The 14,891-nt window shown below is 66.0% G+C and carries 3 protein-coding genes; 2 read left to right on the top strand and 1 reads right to left on the bottom strand.

Features of this window, described 5'->3' with window-relative positions:
* Positions 1–45 precede the first annotated feature (45 nt).
* The gene (locus QQL85_RS12445; protein WP_284353914.1) at positions 46–1,059 is read left to right on the top strand and encodes a GNAT family N-acetyltransferase; all 1,014 of its coding nucleotides are present in this window, start codon (positions 46–48) and stop codon (positions 1,057–1,059) included.
* Between the two features lie 47 nt (positions 1,060–1,106).
* Here QQL85_RS12445 and QQL85_RS12440 read toward each other — a convergent pair whose 3' ends face one another.
* Positions 1,107–1,637, bottom strand: coding sequence for an RNA polymerase factor sigma-70 (locus QQL85_RS12440; protein WP_033699331.1), 531 nt, complete (start codon positions 1,635–1,637; stop codon positions 1,107–1,109).
* A gap of 271 nt (positions 1,638–1,908) precedes the next feature.
* Here QQL85_RS12440 and QQL85_RS12435 point away from each other — a divergent pair, with 271 nt between their 5' ends.
* A complete protein-coding gene (locus tag QQL85_RS12435) occupies positions 1,909–14,862 on the top strand; it encodes a non-ribosomal peptide synthetase (RefSeq protein WP_284353913.1) in 12,954 nt (4,317 codons plus the stop codon).
* Positions 14,863–14,891: the final 29 nt, after the last annotated feature.

Below are 14,891 nucleotides of genomic sequence, written 5' to 3'. Positions count from 1 at the left end.
CGTTCTCAACAGTGAGCCTTTTCTTCATTCTCGTGAGTCAAGCCCATGCCGTTCGATGCCGCTTCGCAGCCCCCGTCACCGCCACGCTGGCGCAACCTCAGTGCCGAGGAGGGGGGCGGCTGGCTGAGCCTTACCCTTGAAGGCCGACCGTTGATCCAGGTGCGCCTGGAGGCGGGTGCCACCTTGCATGTTCACCTTGACCGCCTGTGCCCTGAGCGCCCTTACCAGGCCTTGTGGGCTGCCTGCTACTGGTTGCTGTCTCGCGACACGGCCTGCCAGCGCCTGGCCTGGCACTTGCCAGAGGCGCAGCCCCAGGCGTTGGCCAGTGGTTTGCTGCTGGTGGGTGAACAGCCTGGCCAGTATGTGTGCGAGCGGGCGCTGTTCTGGCAGCTGCCGCAGCCTTGGTTGGGTGAGTCGGTGGCGATGGTGTATCCGCAGCAGATGCAGATCAGCAATGGCAAGCGCCACCCACGCCGTGCGCCTAAGCCGCGTGGTGAAGTGTACCGGCGCTTCGATGCGCGCCTGGGCAGCTGGGTTTCATTGCGCACCCTGGAGGTCGAGCATGACCTGGAGCGATTCAACCGCTGGCAGAACAATCCGCGAGTGGAGGCGTTCTGGCAGGAAGGTGGCACGCTGGCGCAGCACCGCGAATACCTGGACAAGCTCGAAGCCGACCCACATACCCTGACGCTGATCGGCTGCTTTGATGATGAGCCGTTTGCCTACTTCGAGGCGTATTGGGCCAAGGAGGACCGCATTGCACCGTTCTACCCGGCCGATGACTACGACCGTGGCATCCACATGCTGGTAGGCGAGGAGAGCCATCGCGGGCCACACAAGGTGGCCAGCTGGCTGTCGGCGCTGGTGCACTACCTGTTCCTGGATGACCCGCGTACGCAGCGGGTGGTGGCTGAGCCACGCGCCGACAACGGCAAGATGATCGGCTACATGCAGGACCAGTGCTTCCATTGCGACAAGGAGTTCGACTTCCCGCACAAGCGGGCGGCGTTGATGATTCTGGGGCGGGAGCGGTTTTTCGACAGATGTAAGCTGGCTTGAGGGCCATGGGGCTGCGTAGCAGCCCCAATGGGCGCGATCCTGAAGACTCAGACCTGCCGGTTGGCGGTCTTGCGGCAATGCACCAGCGCATCACGGATCATGAAGTTGACCAGTGTCGGTGACACTCCCAGCTCCTTGGCGATGTCCTTCTGCGGCACGCCGTGCAAGCGGTACATTTCGAAGGCATAGCGAGTGCGCTGCGGCAGCTCGTTCAGCGCCTCGGCAATGTCATCCAGCGCGGCAAGGTTGATGTGCGTGGCTTCGGGCGAGGCGTTCTGGATGACCACATTCAGGCCTTCCTCCTCGCTGCCGGAGTATTTCAGCTCCATCGCCTGCTTGCGGTAATGGTCGATCGCCAGGTTGCGCACGATCTGGAACAGGTAGCTGAGCTGCGCCTTGAAAGACGATGTGATCTGCGGGGCGGCGCTGAGCCGGAAGAAGGCATCCTGCACCACATCTTCGGCGCGCGAGCGGCAGCCGGTAATGCGCGCAGCGATCTTGACCAGGATGCTGCGGTTGTCGACGAAGGCCTGCAGTAATGGTGAATCGCACTTACTTGTGGATAGTTGTTCCGCCATGGAAATCACCTTGTCACAGAGGGGAAAGGAGGCACCCAAGGCTGGGAAGCTTCCTACGACGTGCGACAAGCTATTCAGAATGATAATGATTGTCAAATACGAAACGTAATTAGTATCTGTATCTTTCAGTTCTAAGGGCGCGGGCCTCTGTCCCGTTAATTTCTGCCCCCGCCCATCCGTTCCCCTGTGTACATCCTTGGTCGCCAATTGCTGCCCGCCACGTTCGCGTTGCAGCCGGCCCGACTCAACCAGACACTGGCAGGAACACCCCATGACGGACGCCTTCGAACTCCCGCTCTCGCTGGTCCAGGCTCTGGCGCAACGCGCCGCACAGACCCCGGACAAGATAGCCTTGCGCTTTCTGGCCGACGCCCCTGGCGAGCAGGCGGTGCTCAGCTATCGGGACCTCGACCAGCGCGCGCGCACCATCGCCGCCGCCCTGCAGGCCCGTGCCAGCTTCGGCGACCGTGCGGTGTTGTTGTTCCCCAGTGGCCCGGATTATGTGGCAGCGTTCTTTGGCTGCCTGTATGCGGGCGTGATCGCGGTGCCGGCCTACCCGCCGGAGTCTGCACGTCAGCACCACCAGGAACGCCTGCTGTCGATCATCGCCGATGCCGAACCACGCCTGCTGTTGACCGTGACGGCGTTGCACGAAAACCTGCAGGGCCTGGAAGCGCTGGCGGCGCACAACGCCCCCGAACTGCTGGCGGTGGACGGCCTGGACCCGGCGCTGGCGGCGAACTGGCGCGCGCCCACGCTGAAGGGCGATGACATCGCCTTCCTGCAATACACCTCGGGCTCCACCGCGTTGCCCAAGGGCGTGCAGGTCAGCCATGGCAACCTGGTGGCCAACGAACAGTTGATCCGCCAAGGCTTCGGCATCGACCTCAACCCCGACGACGTGATCGTCAGCTGGCTGCCGCTCTATCACGACATGGGCCTGATCGGTGGCCTGCTGCAGCCAATTTTCAGCGGCGTGCCGTGCGTGCTGATGTCGCCGGGCTACTTCCTGGCCCGGCCGCAGCGCTGGTTGCAGGCCATCAGCGAGTACGGTGGCACCATCAGCGGCGGCCCCGATTTCGCCTACCGCCTGTGCAGCGAAAGGGTCAGCGAGGCCTCGTTGGCCGGGCTCGACCTGAGCCGCTGGCGCGTGGCCTATTCCGGCTCCGAGCCGATCCGCCAGGACAGCCTGGCGACGTTCGCCGACAAGTTCCAGGCCTGCGGCTTCGACCCGCAGAGCTTCTTCGCCAGCTACGGCCTGGCGGAAGCCACCCTGTTCGTCAGCGGCAGCCGCCGTGGCCAGGGCATCGCCGCGCTGGAGCTGGACGCTGAAGCTTTCGCCGCCAACCGCGCCCAGCCGGGCAAAGGCAGCGTGCTGATGAGCTGCGGCTTCCCGCAACCCGGCCACGCGGTGCGTGTCGTCGAGCCGCAGCACTTGCAGGTGCTGGGCGACAACCAGGTCGGTGAAATCTGGGCCGGTGGCCCGAGCATCGCCCTGGGTTACTGGCGCAACCCCGAAGCCAGCGCCCGTACCTTCGTTGAAATGGACGGCCAGACCTGGCTGCGCACCGGCGACCTGGGCTTCCTGCGCGAGGGCGAAGTGTTCGTCACCGGGCGCCTGAAAGACATGCTGATCGTGCGCGGGCAGAACCTGTACCCGCAGGACCTGGAAAAAACCCTCGAACGCGAAGTCGAGGTGCTGCGCAAAGGCCGGGTGGCCGTGTTCGCCGTCGAGCACCAAGGCGAGGAGGGCATCGGCGTGGCGGTGGAGATCAGCCGCAACGTGCAAAAGGCAATCAAACCCCAGGACCTGATCAAGACCCTGCGTCAGGTGATCGCCGACGCCTGCCGTCAGGCCCCGGCCGTGGTCCTGCTGCTGAACCCGGGCGCGTTGCCCAAGACCTCCAGTGGCAAGCTGCAGCGCTCGGCCTGTCGCCTGCGCATGGATGATGGCAGCCTGGACTGTTATGCCCGCTTCCCGGACATGCGCGAAGCCGCTGCCGGTGCGGCGGCTGCCGATGAGCTGCAGGCACGCATTGCCGCTGTATGGCGCGACACCCTCAAGGTAGAGGCGGTTGCGGCAGACGACCACTTCCTGCTGCTGGGCGGCAACTCCATCGCCGCCACCCAGGTCACTGCACGACTGGCCGATGAGCTGGGTATCAACCTGAGCCTGCGCACCCTGTTCGAAACGCCGGTGCTGGGCGATTACAGTAACGCTGTGGCGTCGATCATCGCCGAAGGTGCTGCCGGCACTGCCACCATCGCAATGCTGGAACGCGCCCAGGCCTTGCCGCAGTCGCTGGCGCAAAACCGCTTGTGGCTGATGTGGCAGTTGGCGCCACAATCGGCGGCCTACAACATCCCGGCCGGCCTGCAGCTGCGCGGCGAGCTGGACGAAAGTGCCCTGGAAGCCGCCTTCCAGATGCTGGTGGCGCGCCACGAGTCTCTGCGCACCGTATTCAGCGAAGAAAACGGTCAGGCCCTGCAACGCATCTTGCCGCAACAGCCGTTCAGCCTGCGCCACCTGGACCTTGAAGGCCAAACCCTCGAACAGGTCACCGCCCAGCGTGAAGCCGAGGCCCGTCAGCCGTTCGACCTGACCCAAGGCCCGTTGCTGCGCGTGACCCTGGCACGCCTGGACGACGAAGACCATCAGCTGTGGGTGACCCTGCATCACATCGTCGCCGACGGCTGGTCGCTGAACATCCTGCTGGACGAATTCGCCAAGCTGTACGCGGCCCGCTGCCAGGGCCTTGAAGCCAGCCTGGCACCGCTGACCCTGGGTTACGCCGACTATGGCACCTGGCAGCGGCAGTGGCTGGCCGCCGGTGAAGCCGAACGCCAACTGCAGTACTGGGCCACACAGTTGGGTGACGAACTGCCGGTGCTCGACCTGTGCACCGACCACCCCCGCGCCAGCCAGCGCGAGCACAGTGCTGCACGTTTCAACCTGAAGGTGCCAGTCAAACTCGCCGAAGCAATCAAGGGCCTGGCCCGTGAACAGCAGGCCAGCCTGTTCATGGTTCTGCTGGCCGGCTGGCAGGCGCTGCTGCACCGCTACAGTGGCCAGGCCGACATCCGTGTCGGCGTGCCCAACGCCAACCGCCCGCGCCTGGAAACCCAGGGCATGGTCGGCTTCTTCATCAACACCCAGGTACTGCGGGCGCAACTCGATGGCCGGCTGCCGTTCACGCAGCTACTGGCCCAGGTGCGCCAGGCCACCCTGGACGCTCAGGCCAATCAGGATTTGCCGTTCGAACAACTGATCGAGGCCCTGCCCGAAGCCCGTGAGCAAGGCCTGTTCCAGGTCATGTTCAACCACCAGCAACGTGACTTGTCGGCCTTGCGCCGTCTGCCGGGCCTGCTGGCCGAGGAACTGCCGTGGCACAGCCGCGAAGCCAAGTTCGACTTGCAGTTGCACAGTGAAGAAGACCATCAGGGCCGCCTGAGCCTGGCGTTCGACTATGCCACCGAGCTGTTCGAACCCAGCACCGTCAAACGCCTGGCCCATCACTTGCTGGCGCTGCTGGAGCAGGTGAGTGCCTCGCCACAGCGTTCGTTGGGCGAGGTGCAATTGCTGGACGAGAATGGTCGCGCACAGCTGCTGGGCTGGGGCCAGGCACCGGCCGCCACGCCGCAACGCCTGCTGGTGGAGCAGCTCAACGAACAGGCCCGGCTGACCCCGCAGCGCACTGCACTGGCCTGGGACGGTGGCAGCCTCGACTATGCCGAACTGCACCAGCAGGCCAACCGCCTGGCCCACTACCTGCGCGACAAAGGCGTCGGCCCCGACACTTGCGTTGCAATCGCCATCGAGCGTTCGCCACAGCTACTGGTCGGCCTGCTGGCCATTCTCAAGGCCGGTGGCGCTTATGTGCCGCTGGACGTCGATTACCCGGCCGAGCGCCTGGCTTATATGCTCGCCGACTGCAATGCAGGCTTGCTGCTCAGCCATAGCAGCCTGCTGGGCAAATTGCCACAGGTCGACGGCGTCAGCGCCATCGCCCTCGACCAGTTGCACCTGGACAGCTGGCCCAGCCACGCGCCAGGCCTGCACCTGCATGGCGACAACCTGGCCTATGTGATCTACACCTCCGGCTCTACCGGCCAACCCAAAGGCGTGGGCAACACCCATGCAGCACTGGCCGAGCGCCTGCAGTGGATGCAGGCCACCTACAGGCTGGACGACAGCGACGTGCTGATGCAAAAGGCACCGATCAGCTTCGACGTTTCGGTGTGGGAGTGCTTCTGGCCATTGATTACGGGCTGCAAGCTGGTTCTCGCCGGCCCAGGCGAGCACCGCGACCCACAGCGTATCGCCGCGCTGGTGCAGGCCCATGGCGTGACCGCGCTGCACTTCGTGCCGCCGCTGTTGCAAGTGTTCGTTCAGGAGCCGCAGGCGGGCGCCTGCAGCAGCCTGCGCCGCTTGTTCTCGGGTGGCGAAGCCCTGTCTGCCGCGCTGCGTGACCGCGTGCTGCAAGTGTTGCCGCAGGTGCAGCTGCACAACCGCTACGGCCCAACCGAAACCGCCATCAACGTCACCCACTGGCACTGCCAGGCGGCAGACGGCGAGCGCTCGCCAATCGGTCGCCCGCTGGGCAATGTGCTGTGCCGCGTGCTGGACGACGAACTGGAACTTACCGCGCCAGGCGTGCCGGGCGAGCTGTACCTGGGTGGCGCGGGCCTGGCCCGTGGTTACCTGGGCCGCCCGGGCCTTACTGCCGAGCGTTTCGTGCCCCAGGCCGACGGCAATGGCGAACGCCTGTACCGCAGCGGTGACCGCGCCCGCTGGCAGGTGCAGCTTGAGGCCCTGGAGTACCTCGGTCGCCTCGACCAACAGGTTAAGGTGCGGGGATTCCGCGTCGAGCCTGAGGAAGTACAGGCTTGCCTGCTGGCACAGGCCGGTGTGGAACAGGCGCTGGTACTGATTCACAAGGATGCCGTTGGCGCACAACTGGTCGGCTATTACAGCGGCAGCGCCCAGCCCACTGACGTGCTGGCCGTGCTGGCGGAGCAACTGCCAGCCTACATGGTGCCGGCGCAGCTTATCCCGTTGGCGCAGCTGCCACTGGGCCCCAGCGGCAAGGTCGACCGCAAGGCACTCCCCGCCCCGGTGTGGCAGCAACGTGAACACGTCGAGCCACAAACCGCGTTGCAGCAACAGGTTGCCGCTATCTGGCGCGAGGTGCTGAACCTGCCGCGTGTCGGCCTGCAGGACGACTTCTTTGCCCTGGGCGGGCACTCGTTGCTGGCCACCCAGATCGTCTCGCGCAGCCGCCAGGCCTGTGACGTCGAACTGCCGCTCAAAGCCTTGTTCGAAGCCAGCGAGCTGGGTGCCTTCTGTGCCGAAATCGCACGCATCCGCGCAGCCGGCGAGCGCAACCTGCAAGGCGAAATCGCCCGCGTCGACCGCCGCCAGGCGGTACCGTTGTCGTACTCGCAGCAGCGCATGTGGTTCCTCTGGCAAATGGAGCCGGACAGTCCGGCGTACAACGTCGGCGGCATGGCGCGCCTGCGTGGCACCCTGCATGTGGACGCCTTCGAGCGTGCATTGCAGGCGCTGATCGTGCGCCACGAAACCCTGCGCACCACCTTCCCCAGCATCGACGGCGTGCCGTACCAGTGTGTGTCCGAGGACAGCGGCCTGCACCTCGACTGGCAAGACTTCAGCACTTTGGACGACGACGCCCGCCAGCGACGCCTGCAACAGCTGGCCGACGACCAGGCTCACCAGCCGTTCAACCTGGAGCGAGGCCCGCTGCTGCGTGCCTGCCTGGTCAAGGCTGAGGACCGCGAGCATTTCTTCGTCCTCACCCTGCACCACATTGTCACCGAAGGTTGGGCCATGGACATCTTCGCCCGCGAGCTGGGCGAGCTGTACGAGGCCTTTGTCGATGACCGCGAGTCACCGCTGGCGCCGTTGCCGGTGCAGTACCTGGACTACAGCGTGTGGCAACGGCAGTGGCTGGAAAGCGGCGAGGGTGCCCGCCAACTGGCCTACTGGAAGGCCCGCCTGGGCGACGAGCACCCGGTGCTGGCGTTGCCCGCCGACCGCCCGCGCCCGGCCGTGCAGAGCCACCGAGGCGAGCTGTACCGCTTCGAGCTCGACCCAGTGTTGGTTGCCCGTGTGCATGCCTTCAACAGCCAGCGCGGCCTGACCCTGTTCATGACCATGACCGCCACCCTGGCCGCCTTGCTGCACCGCTACAGCGGCCAACGTGACCTGCGCATCGGCGCGCCAGTGGCCAACCGCATCCGCCCGGAAAGCGAAGGCCTGATCGGCGCCTTCCTCAATACCCAGGTGCTGCGCTGCGAGCTGGACGGCCAGATGACCGCCGATGCACTGCTGGAGCAGATGCGCCAGGCCGCCATCGAAGGCCAGTCGCACCAAGACCTGCCATTCGACCAACTGGTCGAGGCCTTGCAGCCACCGCGCAGCAGCGCCTACAACCCACTGTTCCAGGTGATGTGCAACGTGCAGCGCTGGGCCTTCCAGCAAAGCCGCACGCTGGCCGGCATGCAGGTGGATTACCTGGTCAACGACGCCAGCGCCACCAAGTTCGACCTGTACCTGGAGGTGACCGACCTCGACGGCCGCCTGGGCTGCTGCCTGACCTACAGCCGTGACCTGTTCGACGAGCCACGCATCGCGCGCATGGCCGAGCACTGGCAGCAGCTACTGGTCGGCCTGCTGGACAACCCGCACCAGCGCCTGTGCGAGCTGCCGATGCTGAGCAGCGCCGAGCAGCAGGTGTTGGTGGGGCAGTTGCAGGGTGAGCAGGACTTCGACCTCGACCACACCCTGCATGGCCTGTTCGCCGCCCAGGCCGCCCGCACGCCACAGGCGGGCGCGCTGACCTTCGCCGGCCAGCACATGACCTACGCCGAACTCGACCAGCAGGCCAACCGCCTGGCCCGTGCCCTGCGCGAGCGTGGCGTTGGCCCGCAAGTACGCGTGGGTCTGGCGCTGGAGCGCTCGCTGGAAATGGTCGTTGGCCTGCTGGCCATCCTCAAGGCCGGCGGCGCCTATGTGCCGCTGGACCCCGAGTACCCGCTCGACCGCCTGCGTTACATGATCGAAGACAGCCGCATCGGCCTGCTGCTGAGCCAGCGCGAGCTGCTGCAAACCCTGGGCGAGCTGCCTGAAGGCGTGGCCCGCTGGAGCCTGGAAGACGACGCCGCCAGCCTGTCCGCCTACAGCGATGCGCCGTTGGACAACCTCAATCTGCCGCAGCATCAGGCCTACCTGATCTACACCTCAGGCTCTACCGGCAAGCCCAAGGGCGTGGTGGTCAGCCATGGTGAGTTCGCCATGCACTGCCAGGCCGTGATCGCCGCGTTCGGCATGCGCAGCGACGACTGCGAGCTGCATTTCTATTCGATCAATTTCGACGCTGCCAGTGAGCGCCTGTGGGTGCCGCTGCTGTGTGGTGCCCGCGTGGTGCTGCGTGCCCAAGGGCAGTGGGGTGCCGAAGAAATTTGCCAACTGGTGCGTGATCAGCAGGTGAGCATTCTGGGCTTTACCCCCAGCTATGGCAGCCAGCTGGCGCAATACCTGGCCGGTCAGGGCGAGCAGTTGCCGGTGCGCCTGGTGATTACGGGTGGCGAAGCGCTGACGGGCGAGCACTTGCTGCGCATTCGCCAGGCCTTCGCGCCGCACCAGTTCTTCAACGCCTATGGCCCGACCGAAACCGTGGTCATGCCGCTGGCCTGCCTGGCGCCAGAAACGCTGCCGGCGGCGCTGGGCAGCGTGCCGATCGGCCGCGTCATCGGCAGCCGTACGGCCTACATCCTCGATGAAGACCTGGCCCTGCTGCCGCAAGGGGGCATTGGCGAGCTGTATGTCGGCGGTGCCGGGCTGGCCCAGGGTTACCACGACCGCCCGGGCCTCAGCGCAGAGCGCTTCGTCGCTGACCCGTTCAGCGCCGAAGGCGGGCGCCTGTACCGCACCGGCGACCTGGTGCGCCTGGGCACTGACGGCCTGGTGGAGTACATCGGCCGTGCCGACCAACAGGTGAAGATTCGCGGCTTCCGCATCGAACTGGGCGAAATCGAAAGCCGGCTGCAGGCGCATGCCGATGTCGACGAGGCTGTGGTGCTGGCCCTCGACCTGCCGGGTGGCAAGCAACTGGTGGGCTACCTGGTGTGCACGCAGGCCGCTGCTGGTAGCGAGGCGCAAAACCTGTTGCGCGACGCGGTGAAAGCCGATGCCCGCCAGCACCTGCCGGACTACATGGTACCTGCGCACCTTGTGCTGCTCGACAGCCTGCCGCTGATGGGTAACGGCAAGCTCGACCGCCGTGCCTTGCCGCTGCCCGATCTGGAGCAGGCCCGCCAGCAATACCAAGCCCCTGGCAACGAAGTGGAGACGCAACTGGCGCAGATCTGGCGCGATGTGCTCAACGTTGCCCAGGTTGGCGTGCAAGACAACTTCTTCGAACTGGGTGGCGACTCGATCCTGTCGATTCAGGTAGTCAGCCGGGCCCGTCAGGCCGGCTTGCAATTTACCCCGCGCGACCTGTTCCAGCACCAGACCATCCAGACCCTGGCAGCGGTCGCTCAGCGCAGTGAAGCCGCCAGCACCATCGAGCAGGGCCAGCGCCAGGGCCAGGCCGGCCTGACGCCGATCCAGCACTGGTTCTTCGACAGCGAAGTGCCGCAGCCGCAGCACTGGAACCAGGCGGTGTTGTTGGAGGCGCGTCGGCCGCTGGATGAAACCGCACTGGCGCAGGCATTGGCTGCTCTGGTGCAACACCACGACAGCCTGCGCCTGCGTTTCAGCGAGGCGCGTGGCCGCTGGCAGGCCGAGTACGCCCAGCCAGCCGCCGAGCAATTGCTGTGGACTGCCACCGTCGCTGACTTAGCCGATTGCCAGGCGCTGTACACCGACCTGCAACGCAGCCTCGACCTGCAACAGGGCCCGCTGCTGCGTGCCTTGCTGGTGCGCGACGGGCAGGGCGGCCAGCGCCTGTTGCTGGCGATCCATCACCTGGTGGTCGACGGCGTGTCCTGGCGGGTGCTGCTGGAAGACCTGCAGGCCCTGTACCGTGGCCAGCCGCTACCCACCAAGACCCACGCCATGGGCGACTGGGCCGCGCGCCTGGCCAGCTACGCCGGCAGCGATTCGCTGCGTGACGAACTGGGCTGGTGGCAAGGCCAGCTGGGCGGGGTGCGCCGCGAACTGCCGTGCAATCACCCGCAGGGCGGCAATCTGCACCGTCACGCCCATACCCTGGCCATCGGCTTGGACGTGGAGCAGACCCGGCAACTGCTGCAACAGGCCCCGGCGGCCTACCACACCCAGGTCAACGACCTGCTGCTGACGGCGCTGGCGCGTGCCTTGTGCCGCTGGACCGGCGATGAAGAAGTGCTGGTGCAGCTTGAAGGCCACGGCCGTGACGGGCTGTTCGAAGACATGGACCTGACCCGCAGCGTCGGCTGGTTCACCAACGCCTATCCGCTGAGCCTGCGCCCGTTGCCAGGCGAGGACGACGCGGCGCGTGCCGGTTCGATCAAACGCATCAAGGAGCAACTGCGCCAGGTGCCGCACAAAGGCCTGGGCTATGGCGTACTGCGCTACCTGGCCGACCCGGCCGGGCGCGAGCAGATGGCGGCCTTGCCGCAGGCGCGCATTACCTTCAACTACCTGGGCCAGTTCGACCAGCAGTTCGACAGCGCGGCGCTGTTCCAGCCGCTGGAGGCCCCGGCCGGACTGGCCCATGACCTCGATGCCCCGCTGCCGAACTGGTTGAGTGTCGATGGCCAGGTGTATGGCGGTGCCTTGCAACTGCGCTGGACCTTCAGCGCTGAACGCTACGATGAGCGCACCATCGCCAGTGTGGCCGAAGCCTACCGCCAAGAGCTGCTGGCGCTGGTCGCCCATTGCCTGGCCGATGGCAACGGCAGCTTCACGCCATCGGACTTCCCGCTGGCGCACCTGAGTCAGGAGCAGATTGACGCACTGCCGGTACCGGCTGCACAGATCGAGGACGTATACCCGCTCACCCCGATGCAGGAAGGCATGCTGCTGCACACCCTGCTGGAGCCGGGCACTGGCCTGTATTACATGCAGGACCGCTACCGCATCAACAGCGCCCTTGACCCTGAACGTTTCGCCCAGGCCTGGCAGGCCGTGGTGGCGCGCCACGAAGCATTGCGCGCATCGTTCAGCTGGAACAGCGGCGAAGCGATGCTGCAGATCATCCACAAGCCGGGCAACCTGGCGGTGGACTATCAGGACTGGCGCGGCCTCGCGGACGACGTCCAGGAGCAGCGTCTGCAGGCCCTGCACAAGCAGGAGCGTGAGGCCGGGTTCGCCCTGCTCAGCGAGGCGCCGTTCCACCTGCGCCTGGTGCGCGTGGCCGACGAGCGCTACTGGTTCATGATGAGCAACCACCACATCCTGATCGATGCCTGGTGCCGCTCACTGTTGATGAACGACTTCTTCGAGGTCTACCAGGCCCTGGGCGAAGGCCGTCAGGCCCAACTGCCGGTGCCGCCGCGTTACCGCGACTACATCGGCTGGTTGCAACGCCAGGGCCTGGATGATGCACGCGCCTGGTGGCAGGCGAACCTGGCCGGTTTCGAGCGCGCCACTGCCATCCCGAGTGACCGCCCGCTGCGCCATGACCACGCCGGCAGCGGCATGGTGGTGGGTGATTGCTACACCCGCCTTGAAGTCAGTGATGGCGTGCGCCTGCGCGAACTGGCCCAGGCCCACCAGCTCACCGTCAACACCTTCGCCCAGGCGGCCTGGGCCTTGGTGCTGGCGCGTTACAGCGGCGACCGCGATGTGGCCTTTGGCGTGACCGTGGCTGGGCGCCCGGTGAGCATGCCGCAGATGCAGCGCACCGTCGGCTTGTTCATCAACAGCGTTGCCTTGCGCGTGCAATTGCCGGTCGCCGGTGAGCGCTGCAACGTACGCCAGTGGCTGCAAGGCCTGCTGCAAAGCAACATGGAGCTGCGCGAGTACGAATACCTGCCGCTGGTGGCGATTCAGGAGTGCAGCGAGCTGCCCAAAGGCCAGCCGCTGTTCGACAGCCTGTTCGTGTTCGAGAACGCACCGGTGGAAACCGCCGTGCTCGACCACGCACAGCACCTGAATGCCACTTCCGACTCGGGCCGTACCCACACCAACTTCCCGCTGACGGCGGTGTGCTACCCGGGCGACGACCTGGGCCTGCACCTGTCGTTCGATCAGCGCTACTTCGACTACCCGACCGTCGAACGCCTGCTCGCTGAGTTCAAGCGACTGCTGCTGGCGTTGGTGCAGGGCTTTGAAGGCGAGGTGAGCGCGCTGCCGCTGCTGGGCGCGGACGAGCAACGCTTCCTGCTGGAAGATTGTAACCGCACCGCGCGTGCCTACCCGCTGGAGCAAAGTTACATTGCGCTGTTCGAAGCGCAGGTGGCCGCGCACCCGGAACGTACCGTGGCCCGCTGCCTGGAGGCGTCGTACGACTACGCCGGGCTTAACCTGTCGGCCAACCGCCTGGGCCACGCCCTGATCGAGGCCGGCGTGAACATGGACCAACCGGTGGCGCTGCTGGCCGAGCGTGGGCTGCCGTTGCTGGGCATGATCGTCGGCTGTTTCAAGGCCGGCGCGGGCTACCTGCCACTGGACCCGGGCCTGCCGACGGCACGCCTGCAAAGCATCATCCAGCTCAGCCGCACCCCAGTGCTGGTGTGCAGCGCGGCCTGTGCCGAGCAAGGCCGGGCGTTGCTCGGCGAGCTGGAGGCTGCGATACGGCCACAGTTGCTGGTTTGGGAAGACATCCAGGCGAGTCAGGTTGCCAGCCACAACCCTGGCCTCCACAGCGGCCCGGACAACCTTGCCTATGTGATCTACACCTCAGGCTCTACCGGTCTGCCGAAAGGGGTGATGGTGGAACAGCGCGGCATGCTCAACAACCAGCTGAGCAAGGTGCCGTACCTGGCGCTGAGCGAGCGGGACGTGATCGCCCAGACCGCCTCGCAGAGCTTCGACATTTCAGTGTGGCAGTTCCTCGCCGCGCCGCTGTTCGGGGCCAAGGTGGAAATTGTGCCGAACGCCATCGCCCATGATCCGCAGGGCCTGCTGGCGCACGTTCAGGCCCGCGGGATCACTGTGCTGGAAAGCGTGCCTTCGCTGATCCAGGGGATGCTGGCCAACGACCACCAGGCCCTCGATGGCCTGCGCTGGATGCTGCCGACCGGCGAAGCCATGCCACCCGAGCTGGCGGCGCAGTGGCTGCAACGCTACCCGCAAATCGGCCTGGTCAATGCCTACGGGCCGGCAGAATGCTCCGATGACGTGGCGTTTTTCCGTGTCGATGCCGCGTCGACCCAAGGCAGCTACTTGCCGATCGGCACACCGACCGACAACAACCGCCTGTACCTGTTTGGCGAAGACCAGGCGCTGGTGCCGCTGGGCGCTGTGGGCGAGCTGTGCGTGGCAGGCACTGGCGTAGGCCGTGGCTACGTTGCCGACCCCGTGCGCACGGCACTGGCATTCATCCCCCATCCGCACGGTGCAGCGGGCGAGCGCCTGTATCGCACTGGCGACCTGGCGCGGCAGCGCCCGGACGGTGTGCTGGAGTACGTCGGGCGTATCGACCACCAGGTGAAGATTCGCGGTTACCGCATCGAGCTCGGCGAAATCGAAGCCCGCCTGCATGAGCAGGCGGAAATCCGCGACGCTGCCGTGGGTGTGCAGGAAGGCGTCAATGGCAAGCACCTGGTCGGCTACCTCGTGGCACACCAGGGTATCGCCGCTGACGCCGGGTTGCTGGAGCAGGTGAAGCAACGCCTGCGTGCCGAGTTGCCGGAGTATATGGTGCCGCTGCACTGGGGTTGGTTCGACAACCTGCCGCACAACGCCAACGGCAAGCTCGACCGCAAGGCGCTGCCGGCCATCGACATCGGCGGCCAGCACAGCCAGGCCTATCAGGCGCCGCGCAACGAGCTGGAGGAAGTGTTGGCCGGTATCTGGGCCGATGTGCTCAAGGCCGAGCGGGTGGGGGTGCACGACAACTTCTTCGAGTTGGGCGGGCATTCGCTGCTGGCCACGCAGATTGCCTCGCGGGTGCAGAAGCAGCTGCAGCTGAACGTGCCGCTGCGGGCGATGTTCGAGTGCAGCACGGTGGAGGAGCTGGCCGAGTATGTGCAGGGGTTGCAGGGCAGTGCGCTGGATGACGACAAGGTCGACCGGCTCAGTGACCTGATGGCGGAGCTGGAAGGGCTGTAAACCTGCACTGGCCTCTTCGCGGGTAAACC

The sequence above is a fragment of the Pseudomonas putida genome, from assembly GCF_030159595.1.
GTDB classification, from domain to species: Bacteria; Pseudomonadota; Gammaproteobacteria; order Pseudomonadales; family Pseudomonadaceae; genus Aquipseudomonas; species Aquipseudomonas putida_AC.
This window is presented reverse-complemented; position numbering and strand designations above follow the sequence as displayed.